We start from the raw sequence: 26,587 nt of genomic DNA on the forward strand, positions 1-26,587 counted from the left end.
ACCCCACGTTCCCCCCTGAGATCAACGAATGGTCAGTTCGGCTTCGCGGTCCGCGACACGACCCGGTGTCCCGCGACGCCCTCGACGCGGAGCAGGTCCGCGAACTCGATCACCGCGGTGATGCGCGAGCCCTGGCCCGCGACGGACTCCACCGCGAGCACGGTGCCCCGCACCCGGAGGTCGTCGCCGGTGGGCGTGACCGCGCAGTTCGCCATGAAGTGCCGCTGCACCGCGCCGCGCGCGGACCTGGCGTCCCGGAGGACCCGGCTGTGCTCGACGATCCGGGCTCGGCCCCGCAGCGTGCGGAGGCCGTCGATGACGAACTCCGCGTCCGCGGCGAACGTGTCGCCGTAGGCGTCGAGGTCGCCGCGGTCGAGCGCGTGGACCTGCTCGGCGTAGAACTGCTCGACCGCGGTCCGGCTGTCCTCGGCCATCACGACCGCCACGGCTTGTCGTCGCGGGTCACCTTGCGGGCCCGGACCTGCCAGCGGTCGTCGCGCCGCACCAGGACGTCCTCGCAGAGCGTGCTGGCGTAGATGACGGGCGTGCCCGTCGCGCCGCTCTCGACGACGAGGACGTAGCTGCTCGTCCGCACGAGCGCGGCGGTGCGCGGCACGACCCGCAGCATCGACACGAGGTGCCGGTGGGTGATGCCGTCCCGGGCGCGCTGCTCGACGCCGGCCGCGGCCGCCGCCCCGATCGCGGCGCGCCCGTGCAGGAGTCGGTCGAATCCGCTCGCCGCGAAGGTCGCCTCAGGCACGAAATCGGCGGCGAACGCGGCGGTGTCGCCCCGGTCGAGGGCGCCCATGTGGTTCACGTAGAACCGGGACACTTCCTCGTGCAGCGACGCCTCCGCCCGGGCGGGTGGTCGGATCATTTTCAAGGTCGTCATGAGCCACCAGTGATTCAGTCGTCGGTCGTTCGTGGCGGTGAGCCGGCGGACCGGCTCGTGAATGTTGTCGGCGACGTTATGGCGGGGCGTCCGACGGCGGCAATCACATTGCACGGGAGTTCGCGAATCCTGCACTCCTGTTCACCCGCGTACCGTGATCACGGACTCCGAGGGGAGTCGGCGCAGGTAGGAGGCCCGCTCAGGGGTGCGTGCCGTGCCCCGCGAGGCTTGACGATCTCTTGGCGGACACCACGCAAAGTGCGGTCACGAGCTGTTCTGAATAATTCTCACTATCGCGCATATCCGCCCCGGGTCGGGTGACACCCGGATCGGCGCGGCGCACGAAAACCCGATCTTGGCGCAGTTCTGCGATTCACCCGCGCCCCGGAGGCGTCGTTGGTTACGATGACCTGGTCCGATGACCACTGCGACACTGGTGCGGGGAGGTACCAATGCGCGAGGGAGCTTCTGGGGGGCAGGTCCCGGCGGAGCGTTCAAGATTCATCAGGATTCACAACCGGAACGTGAACCCGGTCGACCGGCTCGAGTATTGGAATGAGCTGACCGAGGGCACGCGGTACGGCAAGAACGGGATGCCGCTGATTGCGGCCGAGCCGAGTTTCCAGGCCGATTACACCGGGCACTGGGTCGGCGACGCCGGCGTGGTGGCCGGGAAGATGGACGCCGGGGCGTTCCTGGTCGACCGCACGCGGGCGGAGGGCATCGACGGCGGCCGGGTGCAGCTCATCCTCTCGGGCAGCAACGGCGCGCGGATCGACGCGCGGGACTCGACGCACGAGATCGGCCCCGGCTCGCTGTACCTCCAGTTCCACGACGAGCCCCGGCGCGTCCTGTGGACCAGGCCGGACCGCCAGCTGATCGTGGACATCGACTCGTCGCGGCTGACCGTGGACGTCGAGGTGCTCCGGCGGGCGATGTTCTCGCCGCTGCCCGTCGACCGGGACATGGTGGACCTGTTCGTCCAGTCGGCGACCAGGATCCTCAACACACCGCGGTGCGCGACCCCGGCGGCCGGACCGTTCCTGGTCAGCCTGGTCGAACTGCTGGTGCGCAGCGCGCTGGGCGACGACATCGAGTTGGCGGAGACCGGGCCCGCGCTCCGGGGGCGGGCACTGGCCGTCATGCGGGAGAACCTCGCGCGCCCCGACCTCAGCGCGGAGGAGGTGGCGGCGGCCCTGAACATCTCGCGCCGCAGCCTGTTCCAGCTCTTCGACGACGGGACGCCGCCGATGACGGTGCTCCGCCGGATGCGCATCGCGCGCGCCCAGGAGATCCTCGGCGACGGCAGGCGGGACGACCTGACCATCGCGCAGGTCTCCCGGTTGTGCGGGTTCGGCACCTCGCGCGGGTTCAACAACGCGTTCCTGCGCGAAGCCGGCCAACGCCCCACCGACTACCGCCGCAACCGGAGCGCGCCGACGTCCACCGAACCCTGAACCGTCGCGGTCGGACTACCTCAGCTGCGCCACCGGCACGACGGCGGCCGCGGCGAACCCCGCGGTGGCCACGACCGTCCTGATCAGGTGGAAGCGGCGCCAGTCGTCGCGGTGCTCGGACCACGAGTCCGGGATCGACCCGACCCAGCCGTCCGCCAGCACGTTCAGCGGCACCAGGGTCGTGATCGTGAGGACGATGCCGGCGAGCGTCGCCGCCGCGGCGACGACGCCGGCGATCAGCACGACCGCGTCCTTCCTGGAGCTGAGCACCACGACCGCGCTCGACGCCAGCATCCCCACCACGAACAGCGGCGGCATGAACCGCCCGTAGTCCCGGTTCACCGCCTGCCAGTACGACACGTAGGCGTTCGGGCTCATGGCGGAGACCCCCGGGTTGAACGCGATGCCGAAGCACAACCCGGCGTACAGCCCGGTGGCGAGCAACGACAGCACGATGGAGACCGCGTAGACCGACTTCACCCCGGGCACCTTCCTCTCGGACCCGTCCAGTCCACTACAGGACGGCGAACCCGGCGACCGCATGGATCACGGCCAGCACCGCCCCACCGCCCATCAGCCCCTTCTCCTTGCGCCAGACGCCGATGGCGACGTCGATCAACTGGATCGCGGCCGCGACGAAGAGCAACCAGGCCACGGCGGTCCCCCGCTCAAACCAGGGCAGGACCGCGGCGACGAGGCCGAGCGGCACGGCACGCGCCGCGTACATGTAGGCGTAGAACCGCTCCGCGGCCGAAGTCGTCGTGGAGCCGCTCATGGACGCGGGCTTGGCGCCCGCCGCCGCGGCGAACCCCACGCTGAGCAGCGCGGCCAGTGTGTTCAACACGAGTAGGACGGTCATAGTGTCACCCCTGAACTGTGTACTGACTCAACTGTTGAGTGATGCTACAGTACCGGTATGGAAGCGACAACGCACCCGGAAGGACTTCTCGGAGACTCACTGGCCTTCCGGCTGACCGTGCTCGGAGCGGTCGTGCAGAAGGAGTTCGCGCAGCACCTGAAGGAGGCGGGACTGACGCCGAAGCACCTCGGCGTGCTCAACGTCGTCGACCGGGGATTGGCCCGCACCCAGGACGACGTCGCCACGCTGATGCAGGTCACGCCCGGCATGGTCGTCCGCCTGGTCGACCACCTGGAGCAGCGCGACCTGCTCACGCGCACGCGGGACCCGATCAACCGGCGGCGGCACATCCTCACCGTCACGGAGGGCGGCGCCGTGGTCCTGGCCGACGGCGCCGCCTTCGCCGCCACCGTGGACGCCCGGCTGGTCGCCACCGCCGGCCCTGCCCTGGCCGACCGGCTCGACGAGGCGCTCACCGCGCTGATGCGCCCCCTCACCGGCGACGGGTGACACCGTCGGTGAGGGGGCGGCCGGAGCCGCGACCCTCTTTCACGACAATCGACGGTCGGCAGCAATTGCCGTGCCGACCGGTTATCGGGAATCAGCGGTCGCGGGAATGGCGCGTCAGACCAGTTGGGTGATGGTGATGTCGGCGGGGCCGCTGGAACTGGTGACGCCTTCCGGCGTGAGGCACTGCTGCGGCGTGGTGTTGAGCACGACCGCGTTCATGACGACCGCGGCTCCCTCGAACCGGCCGGCGGTCACCCTGCCCTGGTACACGACGACGGTCTCGTTGGCCGGACGCAGCACCACCACTCCGGCCGCGGCCACGGTGGTGGTCTCGCCGGTGTTCCAGGTGATGGTCACCATGATGGACACGCTCCCGGCCAGGCAGGAGATCAGCCCGGTCACCACGATCCGGTACCCACCGGACGTGATCGCCGGCGTCCCGGTGGACAGGCACGGGCCGTAGTCCGCGCGGGAGGTGATCGTGACGGGCCTGATCTGCGCGGTCACGCCGGGCTGGTAGGTGTTGGCCCCGCTGCCCACGCACGACAGCAGCTCCGCGGCCTGGGCCGCGGGTGCGGTGGCCACCAGCCCGGCCGCGACCGTCGCGGCGACGACGACACCCGCGACGGATCGCCGCAGACCCGATAACGAATTCCTGATCCCACTCGTACCCATCGAGGCGCCTCCGCGAATTCGGAACGGGCAAATGAATCGCCACTGTAACTCCGGGTCGACGCGCCGAAAAGGTGAAATGTCACGACACTTTCCGTGGGTGTCACGGGCGATGAAGCCGCAGATTTCGGACAGCGGGAACGCCGATGCCCGGCCGGTTCCTCACCCGGCCGGGCATCGGTGGATCAGCGCGTGGTCAGTGCCGAGCGGTGACCGAGTTCGCCGCGACGAGCGGGGCGAGTTGGAGCCAGTCGACGTTGGGACCCCAGCCGGTGGCGTTGCCGAGCGTCAGCGCGCCGGCCGCGGTGGTCAGGTCGAGCGGTGAGGTTTCCGGCCAGAACCCGTCCCAGGTGTAGTTGTGGCGGTACGGCGCGCGGGTCGTGCCGCCACCGGCCTCGGCGGTGTCGAGGAACCTGGTGACCGCGTCGGTGTTGTACGGGTGGCCGGTGTTCTTCTCGGCCTGCGCGTAGGCCACGGTCAGGTTGTACTGGCCGGCCTTGCGGAGCACGTCCGGCCGGGGCACGGTCAGGGTGCCGCCCTTGCCGAGCTGGCCGACGTAGGAGCCGCCGGACGCCCACGTGCCCGGCGTCGTCGCCGCTCCCCCGCCGAGCTGCCCGGACTCGGCCTCGACGCGGACCGCGCGCCGGTCGGCGGCGGTGTCGCGGACCTGGGTGAGCGTGCCCAGGACCAGCGGGGTGCGGCCCTCGTTGGAGAGCACGACCTCGGTGACGCCCGCCTTGAGGTGCGCGGTCGTAGTGCCCGTCCACGCGCCGGCCCGGTCGGCGGTCAGGTCGCCGCCGGTGACGCGGCGGTCGGACAGGGTCAGGCCCAGCTTGCTGTGGCCGGCGCCGAACCACGTGGTGGACAGCGCGTAGTAGCCGTCCTCCGCGGCCGAGACGTAGGTGGTCACGGTGTCGCCCGCGCCCAGGACGACGGCGTTGGGCACGAGCGCCCGCAGTGCCCGGATCCCGCGGTCCACCGAGCCGCCGGTGCGGCGCGAGTCGGTCAGCTGGTAGGTGCTCGTCTCCGGGCCGGTGATCTCGGTGAGGTCGATGCGGTCGAGCGCGATGTCGCCCGGCCGGCCGAGGAAGCCCGTCGGGTCGCTGGTGCGCAGGGAGAGGCGGTGGCGGCCGGCGGTGAGCTGGACCGGCGTGTCGAGCCTGCCGCGGTACTGCCAGTTCAGCGTGGCGGGGAAGGTGAGGGTGGAGTGGTGAGCGTCGTCGACGTAGAGCCCCTGCCTGCCGACGAACCCGCCGGTGCCGTACAGCACGCCGAGCCGGTAGGCCCCGGTGCGCGGCACGTCGACGTCGACGGTGACGCGGGAGCCGGCGTTGTTCATGTAGCCGATGTCCTTGCCGCCGGACGTGGTGTACCGCCAGCCCGACGGGTCGGACTGGTCGACGACCCTGGCGTTCTCCACCAGGCCGGACTCGGCTTCGTAGCCGGCCGTCCACGGCGCGTTCGCGACCGGGGCGGCGGCGAGGCCGGCCGGGGTCACGATCACCTGGTAGGCGGCCAGCGGGTCGCCGCCGGGCACCTTGACGGTGATCTTGCCGTCGGAGACCCGGACGCGCGAGGCGGCCACCACCGGGGGCTGCCCGGCGTCGCCTTCGTAGCCGGACCAGGTGGTCTTGGCCACGCGCACGTCCACGTGCCCGCCGAAGGTCTTGCGGTCCAGGCCGGTGACGGCGACGTCGACCGCGTTGGCGGTGCCGCCGAGCAGGACGGTGGCCTTGGCGTCGGCGCGGTCGAGCGTGGCCAGGCCCTGGAGGGTGTCACGGGTGCTGGGCTTGGGCGGGGTGACGCGGACGGTGTCGCCGGACAGGTCGGCGTACCACTTGGTCAGCCACCAGCCGCCGTTGGCGCGGGACGTGCGCACGGCGTGGTCGCTCAGGTTGCCGGCGAGCGTCCAGTACGCCATCTGCCCTTCGACCTTGGTGTCCTCCAGCATGGTGAGCCACTGGATCATCTGGCCGGGCACGGAGGTGTCGCGGCGGTTGGCGTACTCGGTGATGTTGATCGGGAGTGGACCGATGCCCAGGGACTTCTCGATGGCGCGGTAGTCCTCGTGGTGGGCCCGGTAGTGGTTCAGCGAGTCCGGGCTCAGCTCGTGCCAGGTGATGATGTCGGGCAGGACGTCGTTCGCCTTGGCGTAGGTGAGGAAGTCGCGCAACCGGCCCGGGTTGTAGGAGGCCTCGCCCGGTCCGTCGATGCGCGCGTCGGGCAGCACGGACTTGACGGTCCGGTAGACCTTGGTCCAGTCGGCGAGGAACTTGTCCTTCTTGGTGGCCCAGTCGCCGTACCAGATCCAGTCGGGCTCGTTGAAGATCGTCCAGACGAACCGGTCGCGGTCCGGCCGTGCGGCGACCTTCTCCAACTGCGGCCGCAGCCGGGCGAGGTAGTCGTCGATGCCCAGGTCCTGGTAGGGCCAGGCGCTGTAGATGTCCTGCGAGTTGATGTAGACGTCGGCGCCGCCGGAGGCGAAGAGGTCGTCGGCGACCACGAGCGCGTCGCCGTTGGGGTGCTGCTCGCCGTCCGGCGGCTTCTGGGCGACGCTGCACGGCTTCATGCCGGCGATCAGGTCGTGGGCGGGCACGCCGGGGTCGCCCAGGCCGTAGAGGATGCCGGTGGCGCAGCCGCGGAACGCCCCGGTGGAGGCGGCGAGGTCCACGCTCAGGGTCTCGGCGGCGGCGGGTTCGGGTTGGGCGGAGGCGGCCGGGGCCGCCGGTGACAGGGTCGCCACCAGCAGCGCGGCGGCTACCGCGCCAACGGGGATTCGGGATCTTGCCGGTCGGTGTCGCATCGTTGCTCCACAGGGTTTACCGGGGGGTGGGGTCGGTTACCGGAACAGGGCGTTGACCTGCTCGTTGGCCTGGGTCAACGAGCCGGGGTCGGCTTGGGAGGTCAGCACGGCGTCGATGGCGGGCCCCATGACGGCGGCGATCTCCGGCGCGTGGTCGGTGATCGGGAACAGGTGGGTGGCGCCTTCGTCGAGGGGCTGGGTGAAGGCGGTGATGTCCACGCCCTTGGCGGCGAACGTCTTCTCGGCCACGGCGAGGGCCTCGGGCAGGGCCGGGAACACCACGGCCTTCTCGCCCACCGCCTTCTGGCACTCGGCGGAGGCGAGGTGCTTGACCCACTTCCAAGCGCCCTCGCGGTTGTCGGTGCCGGTGTAGATGGAGTCGGCGAGGCCGTTGAAGATGGTGGCGCGCTTGCCGGACGGGCCGGTCGGGGTGGGCGCCACGCCGACCTCGACGCCGTCGTAGCCGAAGTAGCTGTTGATCATCCACGAGCCGTTGGTGCTCAGCGCGTACTTGCCCGCGCCGAACCCGTCGTTGACGCTGGTGCCGGAGCGGGCGGTGGCCAGGCTGGGCAGGTAGCCCTTGTCGATCAGGCCGCGGAACCAGCCCATGGTCTGCTGGAAGCGCGGGTCGTCGTAGTTGAAGTGACCGCCCCACGGGTTCTTGTCGGTGTACGTCCAGCCGGTGCTCAGCGCGTACATGCTCCACATCTGCTGGCCGACCCCGGCGCCGTTGTTCTCGTCCAGGCCCAGGCCGTGCACGGCGACCTTGGACTTGTCGAAACCGGGCTGGTCGCCGCGCACGCCGTTGGCGTCGACGGTGAGCCGGGCGATGAGCTTCTCGTAGGTGCCGCCGTCCTGGGGGTTCCAGGTGAGGTTCGCCAGCTCGGACTCGGCGACGCCCGCGTCGGCGAGCATCTTCTTGTTGTAGAACAGCGCGACGGTGTCGAAGTCCTTGGGCAGGCCGTAGCGCTTGCCGTCCTGGGTGACCCACAGGTCGGCCAGGCCCTCCGGGTAGACGTCGGTGGGCACGCCGTCGCGGGAGACGAACTCGTCGAGCGGCAGCAGCTGGTTCTTGGCCGCGTAGGTCGGGAAGTAGTTGAGGTGGTCGGTGAACACGTCCGGTGCGGTGCCCGCCACGAGGTCGGTGGTCAGCTTGTTCCAGTAGTCGGCCCACCCGAACTGCTCGATCTTCACGGTGGTGCCCGGGTTGGCCTGCTGGAACGACGTGGCGCACGCCTGGTAGGCGGGCAGCTGGTTGGCGTCCCACAGCCAGTAGGTGATCTCGTCGGAGCCGCTGCCGCCGCCCGGCGCGCCCGCGCAGCCGGCGAGCGCCAACGAGACGGCGGCGGCCAGGGCGGCCGGCTTGGACAACTTGTTGTGCACGGTGAAAACTCCTTTGTCCCACCCGTGTCCGGACGGCTACTTGATGCCGGAGAACTGGATGGAGTCGACGATCCGGCGCCCGAAGGCGGCGAACAGCGCGATGATCGGCAGCGCCGCGAGCAGGGTGGCGGCCATGAGACCGGCCCAGTCGGGACTGCCCTGCGGGGTCTGGGAGCGGAACACGCCCAGCGCCACCGTGAGGACGCGCACGCCCTCACCCTGGCCGACCAGCAGCGGCCAGAAGTACTCGTTCCACGCGGTGACGTAGGCCAGCAGCGCCAGCGTCGCCAACGGTGCCCGGCTCATCGGCAGGACGATCCGGAAGAAGATCCTCGGGTGCCCGGCGCCGTCGATGCGCGCCGCCTCCTCGACCTCACGGCTGATGCCCAGCATGAACTGGCGCATGAAGAACACCGCGAACGGCGTCATGAAGAAGAACGGCAGCACGATCGCCGCGTAGGTGTTGAGCAGCTTGAGGTCGCGCATCAGCACGAAGTTGGGCAGCGCGGTGAAGATCGGCGGGATCATCAGCGCGGTGAGGAAGACGAAGAACACCGCGTCGCGCCCCGGCCACCGCAGCCGCGCGAACGCGTAGGCGGCCATCGAGCTGAACAGCACCTGCCCGGCGGTGATGATCGTCGAGGTGAGCACCGAGTTCAGCAGGAAGCGCCCGAAGTCGATCGACGCGCCGGAGCCGCCCTGGGCGCGGGCCTCCTCCAGCGACGCCAACCCGAGCACGCGCTCGAACGCGCCCAGCGTGAACCCGGCCGGCAGCAACGAGTCGGCGTTGGCCGCCAGCGCCCGGTTGTCGGACAAGGAGACGCGCAGCATCCAGTAGAACGGGAACAGCGTGACCAGCACCAGCAGCGCCAGCACCGCCCACCCCAGCGCACGTCGCCACCGGGGGCCGATCGTGGTCGTGGTCATCACCGGCTCCTTCAGTCCAGGTCCGAGGTGCCCGCGCGCAGCAGGCGCAGCTGCGCCACCGCCAGACCCGCGAGGATCAGGAACAACACGACCGACAACGCGGCCGCGTAGCCGAAGTCGAACTGCTGGAACGCCTTCTCGTAGATGTAGAAGTAGATGACGCGGGTGGCGTCGACCGGGCCGCCGCGCGTGGTGACCGCGACGGTGTCGAAGATCTGGAACGACCCGATCACGGTCAGCACCAGCACCATCGCCAGCACGGGCCGCAGCAGCGGCAGCGTGACGCTGCGGAAGACCCGCCACTCCGACGCGCCGTCGATCGCCGCGGCCTCGTACACCGACCTCGGGATGGCCTGGAGCCCGGCGAAGATCAGCAGCGCCGTGTAGCCCATGTGCCGCCACACGTTGACCAGGGCGATGGTCGGGATGGCCGTGGAGGTCTCGCCGAAGAACGCCACCGGGTCGATGCCGACCGACGACAGCAGCGCGTTCACGATGCCCAGCTGGGCGTCGAGCATGTTGTACCAGACCAGGGCCACCACGACGTTGGCGATCAGGTAGGGCAGCAACAGCAGGCCCCTGACCAACGACGACTTGGTCAACCGGTGCATCAGGACCGCGATGAGCAGCGCCACGACGGTCTGCACGCCGATGTTGACCACGACGTACTCGACGGTGACCAGCAGCGCGTTGCCGAACCTGGCGTCGCCGAGCGCGTCGCGGTAGTTCTGCGCGCCCACCCAGTTCGGCGCGGCCAGCAGGCTGTAGTCGGTGAAGCTCAGGTAGAACGTCTGCAGCGCCGGCCAGGCGTAGAACAGCACGAACCCGAACCCGGCGGGCAGCAGGAACAGCAGGGCCACCCGCAGGTCGCTGCGGCGTCTGGCCGGGTGGGCGGCGGTCATGGGCGCTCCTCCCGAACGAGGTGCAGCAGCAGTGCCTGCTCGGGGTGCAGCGGCGGGACCTGGACGCCCACCTCCGCCAGTTCCCGCCCGGACAGGCGGACGCCGGTCGCCAGCCACGGGACCGGGGTCAAGGCCGTGGACGGTGGCACGGCGGCGGGTTCGGCGAGCCCGACGGCGAACCGGCCGTCGGGCGGCAGGCCGGGCAGCGTCACCCGTCCCGCCGAGGTGGTCGTCCCGGCGGCCGTCGCGACCACGGCGAACAGCGCCTGCCGCTCGTCGTCGGACACCACGCCGTGGACCAGGATCGCCGGGTCCGGCGAGTCCGCGCGCACCACCCGGCCGCGGTGCAGCCAGCCGCGGACCCGCCGGTAGAACCCGACCCAGCGGGCCAGCGCGGCCAGCTCCGCAGGCTCCGCCGCGGCGAGGTCCCACTCGATGCCCAGGTGGCCGAACAGGGCGGTGGTCGCGCGGAAGTCCAGGTCGTGCCTGCGCCCCGTGGTGTGCGACCGGGCGGCGCCGATGTGCGAGCCGATCAGCTCCGGTGGCAGCAGCAGGCCCGTCCAGCGCTGGATGCCCTGCCGCTCCAGCGCGTCGATGCAGTCGCTGGCCCACACCCGGTCGGTGTGCTCCAGGATGCCCAGGTCGACCCGCGACCCGCCGGAGGAGCAGGACTCGACCTCCAGCACGGGGTGGCGGCGGCGCAATTCGTCGAGCAGGCCGTAGATCGCCAGCGTCTGGGCGTGCACGGCGGCACGACCGGTGCGCGAGTCGCCCGCGTCGACCAGGTCGCGGTTGTGGTCCCACTTGAGGTAGGCGATCCGGTACTCGGTCACCAGGGCGTCCAGGCGCTCCAAGAGGTGGTCCCGCACGTCGGCGCGGGTCAGGTCGAGCACGTACTGCCCGCGCACCAGCGGCGGGCGGCGACCGCCGGTGGACAGCACCCAGTCCGGGTGCGCCCGCAGCAGGTCGGAGTCGGCGCTGACCATCTCCGGCTCCACCCACAGGCCGAAGTCCAGGCCCAGCGAGCGGACGTGGTCGACCAGCGGGTGCAGGCCGTCGGGCCAGACCCGCTCGTCGACGTGCCAGTCGCCCAGCCCGGTGGTGTCGTCGCGCCGGTTGCGGAACCAGCCGTCGTCCAGCACGAACAGCTCCGCGCCCACCTCCGCGCCCAGGTCGGCCAGGGTGCGCAGCCGGTCGAGGTCGTGGTCGAAGTACACCGCTTCCCAGGTGTTGAGCACCACGCGCCGCGGCCGTGTCGGGTGGTGCGGCCTCGACCGCAGGTGGCGGTGGAAGCGGGCCGACAGCTCGTCCAGGCCGTCGCCGCAGGAGCCGAACACCTCGGGGGTCGAGTAGGTCTCCCCCGGCTCCAGCCGCACCTCGCCCTCCAGCAGCAGCTCGCCGCCGCCGATCACGGCGTCACCGGTGGGCACCCGCTCGGCGTAGGTGCGGTGGTTGCCGCTCCAGGCGACGTGCACGCCCCACACCTGCCCGCGGCGGAACCCGAAACCGCTCTCCCCCGCGACGAGGACGAGCGTGGCGTCCGAACCGGTCCGACCTCGCCGGCTGTCCCGCACGTGCGCCTGCACGCCGAACGGCCTGCGCTGCGGCGTGCGTTCCCGGCCCCAACGCCCGGTGAGGTCGAGCAACTCCGTGGCACGCGGGGGCAGCGGCAGGGCCAGCACGAGCCCGTCGAGGGTGTACACCGAGTCACCGGTGTTGCGCACGGTGGCACGCAGGCGCACCAGCCCCGCGGGCGTCAGGCCCATCTCCAGGTCCAGGGCGAGACCGGCCTCCGCGTCGGACGCCTGGACCAGGCACGAACCACCGTCTTCGACGATCCGTTCGACGGTGAACAGCGGCGACCAGTCGCGGCCGTCCCGGTGCCCGCGCAGACCGGGCAGCCCCGGCCAGGCGGTCGCGTGCGCGGGCACCACCGCCACGGCGCTCGGGACCTCGGTCGCGTTCGGCACCACCGCCGGCACGCTCGCCGCCGCCACCGCGCCCAGCGAGGCGTCGAGGCCGAGGTCGGCGCCCCAGTGCAGGACCTGCGGCAGCCTGGAGTCCTTGCAGTGCAGCACCAAGCTCACGCCGTCGGCTCGCAAGTGGACGATGCGGTCGACGGCGCCGACGTCGTCGACGTCCGGTGCGGTGGCCGGTGGAGCGGTGGACACGCAACCTCCAAGCGATGCAGCACTCGTCACATTGAACGTTCCATGGAACATGTCAGGGCGATCGGGGCGGGTCAACGGCGTCGGCGGTAACGAATCCGCAACATTGAACGTTCCATGCATCCGGTCGGTCACCCAGGGTGAATGATGATCCGGTGCGAGGAAGTGGACCGGCGCCCCGTGCCGGCGCGGACCGGGGACGACGGCGCGTCGGCATCGTGGACGTCGCCGCCGCCGCGGGCGTGTCGAGGCAGACCGTGTCCAACGTCCTCAACGGCCGCGACGAGTACTACTCCGCCGCGACCCACGAGAAGGTCACCAGTGCCATGCGGGCGCTGGGCTACCAGCCCAACCGCGCCGCGCAGACCTTGCGCTCACGCCGCACGATGCAGATCGGCTACCACATCTTCGGCGAGCAGCTGGACCGGGCGCAGGGCTTCACCCTGCACTTCCTGCTGGCCCTGGTGAAGGCCGGCTCCGACGTCGACCACCAGGTGCTCGTCTTCACCCACCACCGCGACGACCCACTCGGCGTGTTCAAGGACCTCGTCGCGCGGCACGCCGTGGACGCGGTGATCCTGTCCGAGTCCAGTGTGGACGACGAGCGGGCCCGCTTCCTGGCCGACAGCACCATCCCGTTCGCCTCCTTCGGCCGCCTGTCCCCCGACCTGCCGCAGCACTGGGTGGACGTCGACAACGTGGCGGGGATGCGCGAGGTGGTGGACGTGCTCGTCGCCGAGGGCCACCAGCGGTTCGCCTACCTCGGCACGGACGGTGACCAGTACTGGAAGGCCGAGCGCCAGGACGGCTTCCTCCAGCGCCTGTCCCACCACGGCCTCCGCCTGCCGAAGGCGTCGCTCTTCCGCGGTTCCGACCAGGACGTGCGCCGCCGCGCGCACCGACTGCTCACCGGCAAGAACCCGCCCAGCGCCATCGTGACGGGCAGCGACGCCGTCGCCGCGGTCGTGCTCAGCGTCGCGCAGTCCCTGGGCCTTCGGGTCGGCTCCGACGTGGCGATCACCGGCTTCGACGGCGGCGCGGTCGGCCTGGTGACCGAGCCGATCCTCACCAGCGCCCGCATCCCGGTCGAGCGCATCTCCCGCGAACTGGTCGCCCGCTGCCTGCGCCAGGTCGAGCACGGCCACGACGACGAACCGGGCCTCCTCCTGCCCACCGAACTGGTGCGCGGCGGCAGCGCCTGACCGGGCGCACGACGAACAGCCGCATGCGACAGCGGCCGCGGTGCAGAACACCTCCCGCAACGCGGGCGCGACCTCGCCAACGCCGGCAACGGCCGGGAGAACCAGGGGAACCGACGGTGCGCCGCACGGCCGACAAGCCGGCGGCGCACCGCACTCGTGCCTACGAGCGGAACCGGTCGGTCCCCGCCGTCGACGGCGTCACGCCGCAGTTCGGGCGGTACACCATGCGGTTGGCGCAGCTCGCCAGGTTCCAGTTCGTCGCGAGGAACGACCCGGCGGACGGGTTCGGGTGGAAGTAGTCGTTGACGTTGCAGTCCCAGTAGTAGTCCAGGTTGCCGTTCGGGGACGGGCACACGTTCGACCGGTAGTTGCCCGAGCGCGGGCCGCCGTCCTTGTAGCACATGACGTCGGCGTCGTCGTTGCAGTGACCGGCGCCCGAGGTGTTGGGCGTGTTCGGGAGGACGGCGCCCATCGAGTGCCCCTGCTCGTGCAGCATGTAGGTGAAGGGGCACCGCCCGTAGACCACCGCGATGCCGGGCGCGTTGTTCACGCCGTTCTCCACGCCGGGCCGGGTGTCGCCGCTCCCGTAGGCGACGCCGCCGCCGCAACCGCCGTCTCCCCAGTACACGACGTTGTCCTGACCGGTGATCCGCTGGCCCTGGCGCCCGACCTCCTGGTCGATGGCGCCGATGGCGCTGTTGTTGTGGCTGCTGCGCAGGACGCGGACGGCGGGCTGGCCCGTGGAGTCGCACGCGACGCGCAGCGACAGGTCCCCGCCGTACTCCGCGGCGCGGTTCGACACCATGGCGTTGGACTGGATGAAGTGCTGCCTGATCAGCGGGACCATCGTCGCCGAGGCGTCGGGCGCGCCGGCGGGGATCAGGTAGACGAGCTGGATCCGGTACGAGTCCGGAGCGCAGTGGTGCGCACGCGCGGCCAGCGGCGTGATCGCCGACGACGTCACCGCGTCCCGGGCGCCCTTGTCCTGGGGAGTCGGGGTGTCGATGCCGTGGGTCAGCAGGTCGCCGTTCGCCGTGCGCACCTTGAACAGGCCGTTGCCCAGCGCGCACACGCGGTCGCCCAGTTCCGGCTTGGGTGCGAACTCGTCGGCACGGTGACAACGCCCTGCGGCCGGCGCCGCGTGCGTGTGCGGAGCCGTGCCGGCGTCGTGAACGTGGTGGGCGGCGATCGGAACCGGGGTGCTCGCGGCAGCCGCGCCGGGTAATGCCAGGACGGACGCGATGACCGCGCCGGACGCGATCGTGGAGAGGAGCTTCTTCACGGGCACGCGGACCTCCGAGGAATCGGGCAGGGTGGTGCCGGCCGAAGCCGGATGGCGACGGCCGGATTCGGCGGCGGTCGAGCAGTGCGACGGCGGCGAGGCGAGCATCGTCCGAACAGGACGCGGTGACCCGCCGACCGGCCGGACGACCGGTGGCGGGTGCGCCACTCAGCACTGTGGCAGCCGAAAAACATTTCGGCAATGCCGTCGAATTGATTCCACAGTGGATGCCCACCGGGACCGGATGACCGACCCGCCGGTGGAGGCTCGTGCCACGACCGAACGGCCGAGCGGTGGAAGTACAGGGCACCGTTCAGCTTGAGCACCGGTTGCCCACGGTCGGTAGGCGTTCCTACGGGTACGGGTGGATGGCCGAGTCGCGGTAGCCGCCGTAGTCCAGGTAGCGCCGGTGCAGCCGCGCGGGCGCGCCGGGCAGGCTCAGCGGGAGCAGGTCGGGAGACCACACGCGCGGGACGTGGAAGCCGAGGTGGCGGACGTCCGGTGTGGTCAGGTCCCCGTACAGGAGCCGTTTGCCGGTCGAGCGGAACGCGGTCAGGTACCGGTGCACGAGGGTGCGCGGATCGGCTGTGACGTCCGGCGGCAGGTCCGATGCCGACGCGGTGTCGCAGTCGGCGAAGCGCTCCTCGACGACGCGGGCGTTTTCGGGCTCGGAGTAGTGCGTGACGTTGCCGTTCAGGTCGAGGAACCGGCTGAGCTCGTCGGCGGACGGCGCGGTCTCGTCCGACGGTGGGAACGGGCCGGCGCTGAACAGGGTGATCAGCGCGGTGCCCTCCAGGAGCGCCTTGTACATGGCGGTGGTGAGGGCGGTGCCCGTGCCCAGACCGACGCTGATCGCCGGGCCGCCCACCGCCGCCGCCCGGAGCAGGCACGCCACGGTGAAGCCGGGCAGGTCGGGGCTGGGCAGCAGGTGGAACTCGGGACGCGGTCCCCTGGAGTCCCAGTGCCGGTCGACCAGGTCCGCCAATGCCTGGGTGCGCTGGTCGAGGTCGATGCGCACGCTGCGGGTGGCGGTGTGCCAGTGGCCCATCGTCGCGTCGAGCTGGACCAGTTCCTGGATGGCGTTCAGCAGCGCCGTTCCGGGATCGGTGTGCGCGGCGGTGCCCGTGGACACCGCCGGGTGCGACCACGGCTCGCCCTCGCGCGGCCGGTAGCCGACCACGGTCGACTGTGCGGGCACGAACACGTCCTCGCCGCCGGTCAGCGCGGTCATCCGCCACCAGCCCAGGGTCGCGGCGGGATCGGGCCGCTCGAACGGGAAGCCGTCGCCGGCGAACTGGTCGTCGTCGAACAGGTCGTCCGGGGTCAGCGCCGGACCGGGCGGATCGGCGCTCGGCGCGAACGCGAACCGGTGGTGGACCGCGAACGCGTAGTGCGCGTACCGCTCGATCGACTCGGCCAGGCTGCGGATCACCGCGTCGGTCGCGTCGAGGCTCGCCGCGCCGATGTGGTGGGCGCCGGGCCCGGCGGGCGCGCCGCCGACCAGGTGGTGCACGCCGGCCAGGTCGCACGTCGTGAGGACCACCCGCGTGCCGCCCCGCCCGCGGGCGTAGAAGCCGACGCCGGGCACCAGACCGGTGAGAGGGCTGACCACCCGCCGCGCCAACGCCTCGACGGCCGCCCGCCTGCTGCCGCCGCGGTGCCTCGGTCGCAGGTCACCGCGCATCGAGCCACGCCCTCACGTCGAAGCACAGCGAATCGTCCTCGCGCCGGCTGACCGGACCGCACGCCGGGCAACCGGGAATCGGCAGCACCTCGTTGACCGTCGTCTCCCACGTGGGCAGGTACAGCCCGAGCACCTTGCCCGCGGTGAACGCCGCGCCGGTGTGCGCCAGGTTCAGCACGTCCAGCGCCAGGTAGGACGAGAGCAGCGAGGTCAACGCGGGGAGCAGGGGCATCCGCCCACCGGACACCGCGGCCGTCGCGAGCGCACGCTTGTACCGCAGGTACGAGTCGGCGCCGGTCAGGTTCATCAGCACCCTGGTCTCGAAGCACGCGTAGCACGCCGTCCGACCGGGCAGGAACACCGGCCCGACGAGCAGGAACGGTCCGTCGACGGCGCCGTGCACCCACGGCGCGCCCAGGTGCAGGCTCATCTTGTTGAGCACCGCGCAGCGCACCGGGTCGACCCGCGAGCCCACCCACACCAGCAGCGAGTCCCGCCAGTGCGCGAGGGGCGCCAGCCGCTCCGCCCGCCGCAGCGGGTCCTCGGCCCACGTCGTGTCGGGGTCGTCGAGCAGGTGCTGCGCGGTCTCGTCGGTGGCGTCGAGCACCGCGAGCTTCGGGTCGCTCGCGACCAGCTGCTGCGCCAGCGGGCCGACCAGGTCCGGGTCGCCGAGCAGCCGCACGGTCGGCGGCGGACCGGGGTCGCGGTCGCGCAGCACGTGCGCGTGCTCGTCCAGGTAGCGGTCCAGCGCCGACTGCGGGCCGTCCTCGACCGCGCCCAGTTCGCGCAGCCGGTCGACGACGCCGGCGACCTCGTCGGCCGAGGCGCCGCAGTGGATGGCCAGGTCGGTCTCGGTCGCGGTGCCGTCCATCGCGGTGATCAGGGAGAGCAGCCGGCCGGCGCCGGAGTCGTCGCTGATCAGGTGGGACGTGGTGTTCCACACCCCGACGCGCAGCTCCACCTCGTCGGGGCTGTGCGCCACGACGGTGAACGACCGCTTGATCCGAGGCGCCGTCTTGGACCGCATGCTTCGCTCCGTGAAGGTCGGACCGAACTGCTGTTCGTGCAGTTCGTGCTGTTGGTGCTGTTCGTCCTGCTACCGCCGATACCTTCGCCACTCGGTTAGCTGCTCGCAATTAGCTTGAACAGCGGGCCGAACGTACGGCGCTATTCTCCGGAGACGCAATCCGAAATCGACCCAGTCACCCTGAAGAATGAATCCCAGACTACTCACCGCCCGTGTTTCCGGTATTCCCGCAGAGGGTGACGGTGAACTCGTGGAGGTGATCCGGAAGCGAGTGGCGATGTCCACGGCGCACACGTCGACAGACCGCATCGAGCGAACCGACTTGATGAACAGGGGAAGCGGCTGGTGGGCCGGCGACCACGCGGCCGCCAGGTGCCGTTGAACCCCGACTCCATCCTCGGCATAAATCCGCCCCGGCACACCCGGATGAGCAGGCCGTCGCTCAAGCTGTTCAACGCTGCCCACGCGGAGCGGCTGCGAGGCCTGTTCGAACGTGGGGTACGTCGAGCGGCGGCGGACGGCGACGGCGCTGGCGACGCGGTCGATCGACGAGGTCGGCGCGGCACACGGGTTGGACGTGATCGTGTCGCCGACCAACTCGCCGGCCACGGTGAGGATGCGAAGGTGCTGCGCTTCGCGGCGGCGGTCGACCAGGCGGCGGACGCCCGGCGGCCACCGCGCTACCTGCCGGGCTGAGCCGCCGCCGGGACGTCGTCGGCCGGCTACCGCGTCTTCCACTCCGCGTTCTCGGGGATCGACTTGGCGGGCACCACGACCTGGATGAGGGAGGGGCCGCCCGAGTTCGCCAGGGCTCCCTTCACGGCCTCCTCCAGCTCGCCGTACGTGCGGGCCGTCCACCCCTGGCAGCCGAACACCTCCGCCAGCTTGGCGTAGTCCCACTGGTGCAGGTCGCACGACCGGTAGAACGGCTTTTCGCTGCCGGGGCGGAAGACCGACGCGTCGGCGAGCCACTGCTCCACGCCGTAGACCCCGTTGTCGATCACGAAGACGATCGGGTCGAGCGAGAAGCGGGTCTGCGTGGAGAGGCACTGGGCGGTCATCTGGAAGCCGCCGTCGCCCGAGAAGACCAGCACCCTCTGGTCGGGCCGCTTCGCCAGGCAGAGACCCGTCGCGGCCGGCCCGATGTAGCCGATCGCGGAGTACGACGACTGGGCGACGAACGCGCCTTGGCCGGGCACGTGGAGCAGCAGGCTCCCGAAGTAGTTCAGGCTCGCGTCGCTGCCGACGACGGTGTGCTCGTCGACGTGCTGCCGGATGAAGTCGTAGAACCCCTGGTAGGTGATCTCGTCGCCGGTGTTCAGGATCGGCGCGAGGAGAGCCGGCTTCTCCGGCAGCTTGCGCGTCTTGGCCGCGAGCTGTTTCGCCAGGATGCCGTCCACCAGGTGCTCCAGGGCGACCTGCCCGGCGAAGTAGGTGCCGGACTTGACCGCGTCGAACGACGCGAACGCGGTCTTGTCGAAGTCCGGTTGCCAGCCCAACGAGTTGATGTCGGTCAGCCACACGCCGAGCGCCAGGACGAAGTCGGACTTCGCGACCAGGTCAAGGACGGCGCTCGACGACGCCTGGCCGTCGAGCACGCCGACGAACAGCTCCTCGTCCTCGGACAGGACGGCCTTGCTCAGGAGTTCCGTGACGAACGGGACGTTCAGCTGCCGCACCAGGTTCAGGACCTTCTGCTGGAGGCCGAAGCGGTCGACCTCCACGCCGACCCAGACGAGCGGGTTCTCCGCGCTGTCGAGCCCGGCGCAGAGCCGCGCCACCGCGCCGTCCAGGCTGATCGGGTCCGACACCGCCCTGGCGGGCTTCAGCACGCCCGCGGGCGGTTCGCACTCCTGGCCGACCACGTCCTGGAGGAGCTCGACGTAGACGGGGCGTCGCTCGCTGACGCACCGGGTCAGCGCGTAGTCGATCAGCATCGGCGCCACGTCGGCGTTGTCGACCCGTGCGGTCGCGACCGTGATGTGCTCGAACGACTGGAGGTCCGTCTCACGTCCGGTGATGAAGTGGTGCGCGCTGAAGCCGGTCTGCTCGAAGGTGATGGTCTTCTTGGTGCTCGGCGTGCCGTTGATCAGCACGAGCGGCACCTTCTCGACGTAGGCGCCGGCGACCGCGTTCACGGCGCACAGAGCCCCGGCGGAGTAGGTGACGCAGAGCGCCCCGATGCCCTTGAGCCGGGCGTACCCGTCCGCCGCGTAACCGGCGTTCAGCTCGTTGACCTCCTCGACGATCTCGATGCCGCTCGGGGTGACGTAGTCGTTCAACCAGTCGATCGAGTAGTCGCCCGCGACGGAGAACAGGTGCTCCAGGCCCAGTTGCCGGAGACGGTCTACCAGGTAGTGCCCTACGGTGTACCCGTCGTTCATGGCTCGGCCGCCTCCGCAGTCAGTAGTCGCTCGCGCCGCCGAAGAGCCGGGGCAGGTAGATGTCGAAGATCCCGGGACACTTGCGCTCGGGGTACCGCTGGATCATGAAGTCCCGGAACGCCTCGTCGGTGAGCCCGTTGCCGATCGCCTCGCGCGCGGCCGTGAGGTACTCGATGTTGCGAGCCACCTCGTTCTTGTCGGCCGGCAGGCCGTGACCGGGCAGGAACAGCTCGTAGTCCTCGACCAGCATTCCTTGCAGGACTTCGATCCAGTGACCCAGGTGCTGGGTGAGGTACAGGTGGGTGCCGCTGTAGACCAGGTCCTGGGTGAAGCAGACGCCCAGGTCGGGCAGCTTGACGGTGAGGTGGAAGTCGATCTCGGTCTCGACCACCCGGTCGAAGGTGTACCTGACCCCGTCGATCGCCTCCTCGCTCGGGACGACGGGCTTCTGGGGCACGACCACCCGGTCCGGCACGAGGTCGCCGAGCTTCCAGTGGTCGCTCCTCGACTCCTCGCCGTGCTCCTGGATGAAGCCGATGGTCTCCGGCAGCGCGTAGCTCGTGACGTCGCCGAACGCGGCGCCCAGCCCGAACCAGTGGTCGGGGTGCCGGTGGGAGACGTAGAGCCTCTCGATCGGCTTGCGCAGCTCGTCCGCGTAGGCCCTGAACGCGTGCGCGTAAGGCACGAGGAACTGGCTGTCGACGAGCACCAACTGGTTCTCGGTCTCGATGATGTGCGTGGCGTTCGCGATGTTGTCGTCCGTGAAGGGCGCGACGAACGTGTGGATGCGGACGTCGTGCGTCTGCTTCACGACCAGGGCGATGGGGTCGGGCACCGTCACACACCTCCGGCGTGGGCGACGGCCAGTGGCTCCGGCTCGGAGCGGACCCGGGCGTAGCGGGCGACCTGCTCGCGCAGCTCCTCCAACGCGGCCACGGCGACGTCGTAGGCGCTGTCGACGCCGGGCACCGGGTCGTCCTCGCCGGGTCGCCAGAACCGTCGGCGGGCCATGCGCATGGAGCTGTCGAACGGTGGGATCGCGTTGAACACCTCGACCAGGTACGGGCCGCGGTAGACGGGTTCGACCTCCTTCAGGATGACGTCCCAGGGGATCCAGCTGTCGCGCACCGCGCCGCGGTCGGGTGCGGAGACGTGGATGTAGTGCAGCCGCTCCTGTCGTGCGGCTCGGGCGACGTTGTCCCGGAAGATCGACGGACCTTGGCTCTCCAGCACGACCTGTGCCGTGTCGATCGTGGCGCCGCAGTGCGCGTGCCCGAGGTCGTCGAGGAAGTCCAGCACCCGCGAGACCATGTTGGGCGGGGGCGACTCCCAGCTCTTGATGGGCTCGATGGCGAGCTTCACTCCACGGGCCGCGGCGTACGTCGCCAGCTCCTCGAAAACGGGGCGCGCCGCGCGGAAGCGGGGCTCCATCCAGTCCAGGAGGGCGTCGCTCCAGAGCTGGTCACCGGCGTCCGTGACCGGGAAGGCGCCGTAGGGGTAGAGGAACGGCCCCGACATGATCGAGTCGCCGCCCAGGACCCGGGTGATGTCGACGCGTGACTTGAGGTAGGCCAAGGCCTGGGCGCGCTGCTCCTCGTACGGCGAGGTCGGGTCGAAGGTCCGGGTCGTGCCGACGTTGGTGGTGAACTTCAGGTCGCCCAGCCCGGCCGCGTCGAACGCCTTCTTGAGGCGGACGTAGCCGTCGACTTCGAGCTGGTGGTCGACGGTCGGGGGCCGGGAGGCGATGTGCAGGTCGAAGCCGTCGTAGCCCATGTCGGCGACGGCCTTCAGGTGGTCGATCAGGACCTTGGTGTACCGCGGGTCCTCCGGCTTCAGGTCGGCGGTGAACATGAAGAAGCTGAAGAACACGTCTCGCTCGGGTATCGCGTTCATGCCGGTGTCCTCTGTGTGAGCTACCAGCCCAAGAGGCTGGTGAGGTAGGCGCGAGCCTTCTTCGCGTACGCGAGAGGGTTCGCCTTGTTCGGGTCCTGCTCGGCTTCCACGACCAGCCATCCCCGGTACTCCGCGTCGGCCAGCACTTCGAGGACGGGTCGGAAGTCGATCGCGCCGTCTCCGGGCACGGTGAAGACACCGAGCTCGATGCCCTCCTGGAACGACAGGCCTTCTTCGGTCACGGTGCTCACGAACTCCGGCCGGACGCTCTTGAGGTGGACGTGGCCGATGCGGTCGGCGTGAGCCTTGGCCAGTTCCAGCGGAGCGTGCACGTCGCCGGTGGCGAAGGCGATGTGGCCGGTGTCGAGCAGCAGGTGGACCAGGGTCGGGTCGGTCGACGCCATCAACCGGTCGACGTCCTCGCGGTACATGACGCCGGTGCCCATGTGGTGGTGGTAGCTGAGCCTCATCCCGGCCGAGTTGGCGATCTTGCCGAGCTCCTGCAGGCCCGACGTGAGCTCGTCCCACTGGGCGTCGGTGAACACCGGCCTGTTGGCGAACACGTCGATGGGGAGCAGGTGCGACGAGGCTCCGAACTCGGCCACCACCACTTCGCTCCCGCCCAGCGCCTTGATGCGGGCCAACGTGTCCTCGAAGGCGGTGATGGTCTTCCGCCGCATGTTCTTGATCGTGAAGTACGTGCTCGTCCAGGGCTCGGACACCTGCAGGCCGCGGAGGTCGAGGGCGGCCTTGAGCACGTCGTTGTCCGCGGGGTACTTGTGCCCGATGCTGCAGCCCTGGAAGCCGGCGAGCGCCATCTCGCTCACGGCCTGGCCGAACGGGATGCCGGCGTCGATGGTGGGGAAGTCGTCGTTCCACCACAGGGTGCAGCAGACGCCCAGCTTCACCTTGTCCGGGCTGAGGCGGTCACCGAGTTCTGTCATGTTCCTGCCCTTTCAGGTAGCTCCGCTCGATGCGGGGTGGTTGCGCCCAGGAGCCGTAGCCGGGCGCCTTGGCGCCGGCGGGATTCGCCCCGATGGCCCGCCACAGCAGCCCTTCCTGGTAGGAGGCGGCGGTGACGGTGGAGGTCTCGGCCGCCGCACGGGCCCCGTAGCGGTCCGTCCACTCGGGAGGCAGGCCGTACCACATCCCGGCGTACCAGAGCTTGACCACGTTGCGGGCCACCGGGCCGAGGCGCTCGTCGCTGAAGATCCGGTGGCGCAGGGCGCGATCGAGCCGCGTCCCGTCGGGGCCTCCGCCATCGGCCGACGCGTCGGCCCTCGCCGCCCGGTGGGCGGCCAGGAGGTCGGTGACGACGTCTTCACCGCAGGCGTCCCGCACCTTGGCGAAGTACTGGTGGGCCAGGCCGGTGCCGAGCAGGTCGGTCTCACCGAACGCGGTGAGGTCGACCGAGAAGGAGACGAACTCCGTGAACGAGTGGGTGGTCACCGCGTCACCGCCTCCACTGCCCCGCCGGCGGTCAGGGAGACGTCCGGAGTGGACTCGACGCCGACCGGCATCTCGAAGGTGGGCGCGGCGTGCAGGCCGTCGCTGCCCGGCAGGGGGTTGCGCACCAGCCGGTTGATCCCGTCGCGCAGGCGGAACATGTGCCAGATGGCCTCCTGCAAGAGGCTCGGCTCACCGTTGAACGCGTCGTCGAGCAGGCCGAGGAACTCCCAGTAGTCGGCGTTGAAGTCCCGGGCGACAGCGGCGAGTTCCGAGTCCACCGGGTAGTCGGACAACCGGGCGCTCACCTTCACGTCGTACACGGCCTTCCAGTCGATGCCGAGTTCCGGCCCCGTGGGGTGCTCGGGGTCGTCGTCCACTTGGTAGTAACGGCCGAGCTGCAACTGCCGGAACCGGTAGTAGTGGGCCAGCTCGCCGTCTTCGTCGTGGATGCCGTGGTCGAAGCCCTCGCCCTGATCGGCGATGAAGCGGAGCGCCCGCCGGGCCGACGCCAGGTCGGTGACGCGGATCGCGGACCCGCCGCCGGAGTAGAAGTGCTCGGGCCCCACCTGCCGGGCCGGGTCGCCGCGGAAGAGGTCCGGCTCCTTGGCCGCCACCGTCTCGAGCCCTTCGATGATCTCCGCGTAGAACTCGCCGATGCTGTAGAAGCGCAGCCCCTCGTCCACCGGGCTGGTGACCAGGGACGGCCTCGCGAGGTCCGACACGGGCAGCAGCCGTGCGCTGCCACGGGGCGCCATGGCCGGACGCTCGATCTTGCAGAACGTCTCCACCGCCCGGTGGGAGAACGGCCGCAGGTCGACGGTAAAGTCGCGCTCGCCGTCGGGCAGGTAGGTCGGGTACGACGGCACGAAGCCGTGCCGGGTCAGGCGGGGCTTGCCGCCGATGGCGTTCAGGACGTTGGCCGCGAGGGTCAGGTGCAGCATCTCCTCCACCGCGACCACCCTGATGATGTGGGCGGCGTCGGAGTTCGTGGTGGGGTGGATGGAGTAGTACGCGGTCAGGTAAGGGGGGATGGTCGCGTGCTCCAACACCATCGCCCTGTGCAGGTACTCGATCAGGTCGTGGCGGTTGTCGATGGTCGACCCGGTCACAGGGCCACCTCCTGGGGGCGGTCCTGGGTGGCGCCCGTCGCGGTGATCTTGATCGGCGCGGACTCGGAGGCGAGTTGGGCCAGCATGGCGTGGGTGCTGCGGAGGCACAGGGCGGCGATGGTGAGCGTCACGTTCGACGTGCTCACGGTCGGCATGCTGCCCCCGCCGACCAGGTAGAGGTTCCGGTGGTCCCACGATCTCTGGTTCGCGTCGACCACCGAGGTCTTCGGGTCGCCGCCCATCATGTGGGTGCCGGCGAGGTGGTTGCCGCCTCGGATCTCGTACCCCTCGCCGCCGTAGACGGCGTAGCCCCAGAAGTCCGGGTCGTACTGGGTGTGGTCCTCGGCCCCGAGGCGCGCGAAGATCTGTTTCGACAGCTGCCGGGCGTACGCCACCCCCCGCATCGTGTAGTCGGGCAGGTCGTAGCTGAGGATCGGCCGCATGTTCCCCAGGTGGTCGGTGTAGGCGGGGTCCACGGTGACCCGGTTGCTCGGGTTGGCGGGGACTTCGATCATGAACGCCAACTGCAGCTGGCGGGACACCCGGTCCACCAGTCCCTGGCGGAGGGACTCGCCGTAGCGACCGCCGGCGTCCACCAGGTCGACCAGGTCGGTCATCGGCGCGCCCCTGGCCCAGCCCCAGCCGTCGTTGTGGATGTCGATGGCGAACGCGGCCTGACGGCTGCGGAAGCCGCCACCGCGCAGGTCCGTGATGCCGCCGGTGCAGTTGGTGCCGCGGAAGGTGCCCGCGACCTCCGGGAGCAGGGCCCACGCCAGCAGGTAGGCGTGGTCCATGAAGTTCCGCCCCATCAGGCCGCTCGAGCTGTTCAGGCCGGAGGCCAGCATCAGCCGGGGGTTCTCCACCGCGTTGGCGGCCAGGACGAACAGCCGGCCACGGGCTCGCCTGGTGGTGAACCCGGTGCCGTCGGGCTGGTCGTAGTGGCGGTACTCGATCTCGGTGACCCGGCCGGTGTCGTGGTCGACGTGCACCTTGTAGGCCACGGCTTGGGCCACCATGTGGACGTGAGGGCTCTGGAGGGCCACGGCGAGGGTCTTGCCGGCGTTGTACTTGGCCTGCACCGGGCAGAGGGGCACGCAGTTGTTGTTGCCCTGGCACCGTCCGCCGACCTCGACCTGGTACGTGCTCACCGCGCCTCGCGGCACGTACCCCTGCCCGCCGTTGTAGGCCGGGTTCGGTATCCCGTTCCGCGCCTGCGGCCACGGCCGGACGTGCAGCTCCCGGCGCACCCCGTCGAGCTCGACCGGCATCCCGTCGACGTCCTTGGCGACCATCCGGTCCAGGTACGACAGGGGCAGCCCTTTCATCGGGAACACGTAGTCCTCGTCGAACGCGACCCCGAGGTACGACTGGTCCTCCACGTCGGCCGAGACGCCCAGCTCGAACTCGGCCTCGTTGTAGTAGGGGGCGAGGTCGTCGTAGGTGAGCGGCCAGTCGGCGCCCTCGCCGTAGAGCGTGCGCGTCCGGAAGTCCTCGGGCAGCATCCGCGGCGTCTTGCCCTCCCAGTGCATGGTGGTGCCGCCGAGGACCCTCGTGTAGGTGGTGTCGGTGGCGAGAGGCCCGTTCTGGACGATGTAGCCCAAGGTGTTGGGCACGCCCGGGAAGATGCGCCGTGCGTCCGTGCCGCGGGGCATCGGTGCGTTCGCCACGACCGGGTAGGGCGATTGGTTGTCCTTGCTGGTCGCCGAGTAGAAGCGGTCGAGGTAGTCCTCGTAGCCCTTCAAGGTGATGTCCTCGCCGGGGCCCGCTTCGAGGATCAGCACGCTCTTGCCGGCGGCGCCCAGCCGCGAGGCGATGATGGCGCCGGCGACACCGCCGCCGACGATGACCGCGTCGTAGAGGACGTCGGCCGCCGCCGCGGCGTCGGTGCGCTTCGCCGCACCCTCGGGGAATTTCACGTACATGAGGCAGTCACCCCTCTGCCGGGCTCCGGGCGCGGCCGGGCCGGTGTGGTGGTCGGGATTCG

The 26,587-nt window shown here is 70.5% G+C and carries 24 protein-coding genes; 4 read left to right on the forward strand and 20 right to left on the reverse strand.

Going from position 1 to position 26,587, the window contains the following annotated elements; all coding sequences use genetic code 11:
* Positions 1 to 32 precede the first annotated feature (32 nt).
* Both ADK67_RS04045 and ADK67_RS04050 read right to left on the reverse strand, forming a co-directional pair.
* Positions 33 to 446: a nuclear transport factor 2 family protein gene (locus ADK67_RS04045; protein ID WP_053715020.1), complete on the reverse strand. Its 414-nt coding sequence runs from the start codon at positions 444 to 446 to the stop codon at positions 33 to 35.
* Positions 434 to 892, reverse strand: a complete 459-nt coding sequence (locus tag ADK67_RS04050; RefSeq protein WP_063797495.1) for a nuclear transport factor 2 family protein — start codon at positions 890 to 892, stop codon at positions 434 to 436. The genes ADK67_RS04045 and ADK67_RS04050 overlap by 13 nt, the downstream gene beginning before the upstream one ends.
* Before the next feature lie 524 nt (positions 893 to 1,416).
* Between ADK67_RS04050 and ADK67_RS04055 the strand changes: the two genes are divergently transcribed.
* Positions 1,417 to 2,349 carry an AraC family transcriptional regulator gene (locus ADK67_RS04055; protein ID WP_053715022.1) on the forward strand — a complete coding sequence of 311 codons (933 nt, stop codon included), beginning with the start codon at positions 1,417 to 1,419 and terminating at the stop codon, positions 2,347 to 2,349.
* Between the two features lie 15 nt (positions 2,350 to 2,364).
* On the opposite strand, the gene ADK67_RS04060 is transcribed toward ADK67_RS04055, so the two are convergent.
* Together ADK67_RS04060 and ADK67_RS04065 are read right to left on the reverse strand one after the other, a co-directional pair.
* Entirely contained in the window at positions 2,365 to 2,829 is a 465-nt protein-coding gene (locus ADK67_RS04060; protein WP_053715023.1) for a DUF1772 domain-containing protein, read from the reverse strand.
* A 34-nt stretch (positions 2,830 to 2,863) separates the two neighbouring features.
* On the reverse strand, positions 2,864 to 3,193 hold the full coding sequence (locus ADK67_RS04065) for a hypothetical protein (RefSeq protein WP_157619901.1): 330 nt from the start codon (positions 3,191 to 3,193) through the stop codon (positions 2,864 to 2,866).
* A 72-nt stretch (positions 3,194 to 3,265) separates the two neighbouring features.
* On the opposite strand from ADK67_RS04065, the gene ADK67_RS04070 reads away from it, so the two are divergent.
* Complete coding sequence (locus ADK67_RS04070) at positions 3,266 to 3,718, forward strand: MarR family winged helix-turn-helix transcriptional regulator (RefSeq protein WP_063797497.1); 453 nt, start codon at positions 3,266 to 3,268, stop codon at positions 3,716 to 3,718.
* 114 nt (positions 3,719 to 3,832) lie between these two features.
* Here the strand turns inward: ADK67_RS04070 and ADK67_RS04075 are convergent, their stop codons facing one another.
* The 6 genes from ADK67_RS04075 to ADK67_RS04100 form a co-directional block, all read right to left on the reverse strand.
* Entirely contained in the window at positions 3,833 to 4,393 is a 561-nt protein-coding gene (locus tag ADK67_RS04075) for a hypothetical protein (RefSeq protein WP_157619902.1), read from the reverse strand.
* 193 nt (positions 4,394 to 4,586) lie between these two features.
* Positions 4,587 to 7,193, reverse strand: coding sequence for a carbohydrate-binding protein (locus tag ADK67_RS04080; protein WP_157619903.1), 2,607 nt, complete (start codon positions 7,191 to 7,193; stop codon positions 4,587 to 4,589).
* Positions 7,194 to 7,229: 36 nt separating this feature from the next.
* Positions 7,230 to 8,576: an ABC transporter substrate-binding protein gene (locus tag ADK67_RS04085; protein WP_197289270.1), complete on the reverse strand. Its 1,347-nt coding sequence runs from the start codon at positions 8,574 to 8,576 to the stop codon at positions 7,230 to 7,232.
* A 36-nt stretch (positions 8,577 to 8,612) separates the two neighbouring features.
* On the reverse strand, positions 8,613 to 9,503 hold the full coding sequence (locus ADK67_RS04090; RefSeq protein ID WP_053715028.1) for a carbohydrate ABC transporter permease: 891 nt from the start codon (positions 9,501 to 9,503) through the stop codon (positions 8,613 to 8,615).
* Positions 9,504 to 9,514: 11 nt separating this feature from the next.
* Complete coding sequence (locus ADK67_RS04095; RefSeq protein ID WP_053715029.1) at positions 9,515 to 10,405, reverse strand: carbohydrate ABC transporter permease; 891 nt, start codon at positions 10,403 to 10,405, stop codon at positions 9,515 to 9,517.
* Positions 10,402 to 12,576, reverse strand: a complete 2,175-nt coding sequence (locus tag ADK67_RS04100; protein ID WP_053715030.1) for an alpha-galactosidase — start codon at positions 12,574 to 12,576, stop codon at positions 10,402 to 10,404. The genes ADK67_RS04095 and ADK67_RS04100 overlap by 4 nt, the downstream gene beginning before the upstream one ends.
* A 152-nt stretch (positions 12,577 to 12,728) precedes the next feature.
* Between ADK67_RS04100 and ADK67_RS04105 the strand changes: the two genes are divergently transcribed.
* Positions 12,729 to 13,775, forward strand: a complete 1,047-nt coding sequence (locus tag ADK67_RS04105) for a LacI family DNA-binding transcriptional regulator (RefSeq protein ID WP_197289271.1) — start codon at positions 12,729 to 12,731, stop codon at positions 13,773 to 13,775.
* A gap of 160 nt (positions 13,776 to 13,935) precedes the next feature.
* Here ADK67_RS04105 and ADK67_RS04110 read toward each other — a convergent pair whose 3' ends face one another.
* The 3 genes from ADK67_RS04110 to ADK67_RS04120 form a co-directional block, all read right to left on the reverse strand.
* Positions 13,936 to 15,063 carry a hypothetical protein gene (locus ADK67_RS04110; RefSeq protein WP_197289272.1) on the reverse strand — a complete coding sequence of 376 codons (1,128 nt, stop codon included), beginning with the start codon at positions 15,061 to 15,063 and terminating at the stop codon, positions 13,936 to 13,938.
* Between the two features lie 346 nt (positions 15,064 to 15,409).
* Positions 15,410 to 16,741, reverse strand: a complete 1,332-nt coding sequence (locus ADK67_RS04115) for a YcaO-like family protein (RefSeq protein ID WP_053715033.1) — start codon at positions 16,739 to 16,741, stop codon at positions 15,410 to 15,412.
* Complete coding sequence (locus tag ADK67_RS04120) at positions 16,731 to 17,768, reverse strand: TOMM precursor leader peptide-binding protein (protein WP_053715034.1); 1,038 nt, start codon at positions 17,766 to 17,768, stop codon at positions 16,731 to 16,733. The genes ADK67_RS04115 and ADK67_RS04120 overlap by 11 nt, the downstream gene beginning before the upstream one ends.
* Positions 17,769 to 18,146: 378 nt before the next feature.
* Between ADK67_RS04120 and ADK67_RS04125 the strand changes: the two genes are divergently transcribed.
* Entirely contained in the window at positions 18,147 to 18,464 is a 318-nt protein-coding gene (locus ADK67_RS04125) for a hypothetical protein (protein ID WP_157619905.1), read from the forward strand.
* A 26-nt stretch (positions 18,465 to 18,490) separates the two neighbouring features.
* Here the strand turns inward: ADK67_RS04125 and ADK67_RS04130 are convergent, their stop codons facing one another.
* The 7 genes from ADK67_RS04130 to ADK67_RS04160 are packed head-to-tail and all read right to left on the reverse strand — an operon-like array spanning position 18,491 to position 26,525.
* Positions 18,491 to 20,152 carry an alpha-keto acid decarboxylase family protein gene (locus tag ADK67_RS04130; RefSeq protein WP_053715036.1) on the reverse strand — a complete coding sequence of 554 codons (1,662 nt, stop codon included), beginning with the start codon at positions 20,150 to 20,152 and terminating at the stop codon, positions 18,491 to 18,493.
* A 19-nt stretch (positions 20,153 to 20,171) separates the two neighbouring features.
* On the reverse strand, positions 20,172 to 20,987 hold the full coding sequence (locus ADK67_RS04135) for an MBL fold metallo-hydrolase (RefSeq protein WP_197289273.1): 816 nt from the start codon (positions 20,985 to 20,987) through the stop codon (positions 20,172 to 20,174).
* Positions 20,988 to 20,989: 2 nt separating this feature from the next.
* Positions 20,990 to 22,045, reverse strand: a complete 1,056-nt coding sequence (locus ADK67_RS04140) for a sugar phosphate isomerase/epimerase family protein (RefSeq protein ID WP_053715038.1) — start codon at positions 22,043 to 22,045, stop codon at positions 20,990 to 20,992.
* Between the two features lie 20 nt (positions 22,046 to 22,065).
* On the reverse strand, positions 22,066 to 22,989 hold the full coding sequence (gene iolE / locus ADK67_RS04145; RefSeq protein WP_053715039.1) for a myo-inosose-2 dehydratase: 924 nt from the start codon (positions 22,987 to 22,989) through the stop codon (positions 22,066 to 22,068).
* Entirely contained in the window at positions 22,973 to 23,494 is a 522-nt protein-coding gene (locus ADK67_RS04150; RefSeq protein WP_053715040.1) for a hypothetical protein, read from the reverse strand. The genes iolE and ADK67_RS04150 overlap by 17 nt, the downstream gene beginning before the upstream one ends.
* Positions 23,491 to 24,603, reverse strand: coding sequence for a ferritin-like domain-containing protein (locus ADK67_RS04155; protein WP_053715041.1), 1,113 nt, complete (start codon positions 24,601 to 24,603; stop codon positions 23,491 to 23,493). The genes ADK67_RS04150 and ADK67_RS04155 overlap by 4 nt, the downstream gene beginning before the upstream one ends.
* Positions 24,600 to 26,525, reverse strand: a complete 1,926-nt coding sequence (locus ADK67_RS04160; protein ID WP_157619906.1) for a GMC family oxidoreductase — start codon at positions 26,523 to 26,525, stop codon at positions 24,600 to 24,602. The genes ADK67_RS04155 and ADK67_RS04160 overlap by 4 nt, the downstream gene beginning before the upstream one ends.
* Positions 26,526 to 26,587 lie beyond the last annotated feature (62 nt).

The sequence above is a fragment of the Saccharothrix sp. NRRL B-16348 genome (assembly GCF_001280085.1).
In the GTDB taxonomy this organism is placed as follows: Bacteria; Actinomycetota; Actinomycetes; order Mycobacteriales; family Pseudonocardiaceae; genus Actinosynnema.

Excerpts from the sequence above, each read along its gene's own strand:
- ADK67_RS04080 (WP_157619903.1), bottom strand. The coding sequence starts at position 7,193 with ATGCGACACCGACCGGCAAGATCCCGAATCCCCGTTGGCGCGGTAGCC.
- ADK67_RS04090 (WP_053715028.1), bottom strand. The coding sequence starts at position 9,503 with ATGACCACGACCACGATCGGCCCCCGGTGGCGACGTGCGCTGGGGTGG.
- ADK67_RS04120 (WP_053715034.1), bottom strand. The coding sequence starts at position 17,768 with ATGCGGTCCAAGACGGCGCCTCGGATCAAGCGGTCGTTCACCGTCGTG.
- ADK67_RS04050 (WP_063797495.1), bottom strand. The coding sequence starts at position 892 with ATGACGACCTTGAAAATGATCCGACCACCCGCCCGGGCGGAGGCGTCG.
- ADK67_RS04070 (WP_063797497.1), top strand. The coding sequence starts at position 3,266 with ATGGAAGCGACAACGCACCCGGAAGGACTTCTCGGAGACTCACTGGCC.
- iolE (WP_053715039.1), bottom strand. The coding sequence starts at position 22,989 with ATGACAGAACTCGGTGACCGCCTCAGCCCGGACAAGGTGAAGCTGGGC.
- ADK67_RS04095 (WP_053715029.1), bottom strand. The coding sequence starts at position 10,405 with ATGACCGCCGCCCACCCGGCCAGACGCCGCAGCGACCTGCGGGTGGCC.
- ADK67_RS04160 (WP_157619906.1), bottom strand. The coding sequence starts at position 26,525 with ATGTACGTGAAATTCCCCGAGGGTGCGGCGAAGCGCACCGACGCCGCG.
- ADK67_RS04130 (WP_053715036.1), bottom strand. The coding sequence starts at position 20,152 with ATGAACGACGGGTACACCGTAGGGCACTACCTGGTAGACCGTCTCCGG.
- ADK67_RS04140 (WP_053715038.1), bottom strand. The coding sequence starts at position 22,045 with ATGAACGCGATACCCGAGCGAGACGTGTTCTTCAGCTTCTTCATGTTC.
- ADK67_RS04115 (WP_053715033.1), bottom strand. The coding sequence starts at position 16,741 with ATGCGCGGTGACCTGCGACCGAGGCACCGCGGCGGCAGCAGGCGGGCG.
- ADK67_RS04075 (WP_157619902.1), bottom strand. The coding sequence starts at position 4,393 with ATGGGTACGAGTGGGATCAGGAATTCGTTATCGGGTCTGCGGCGATCC.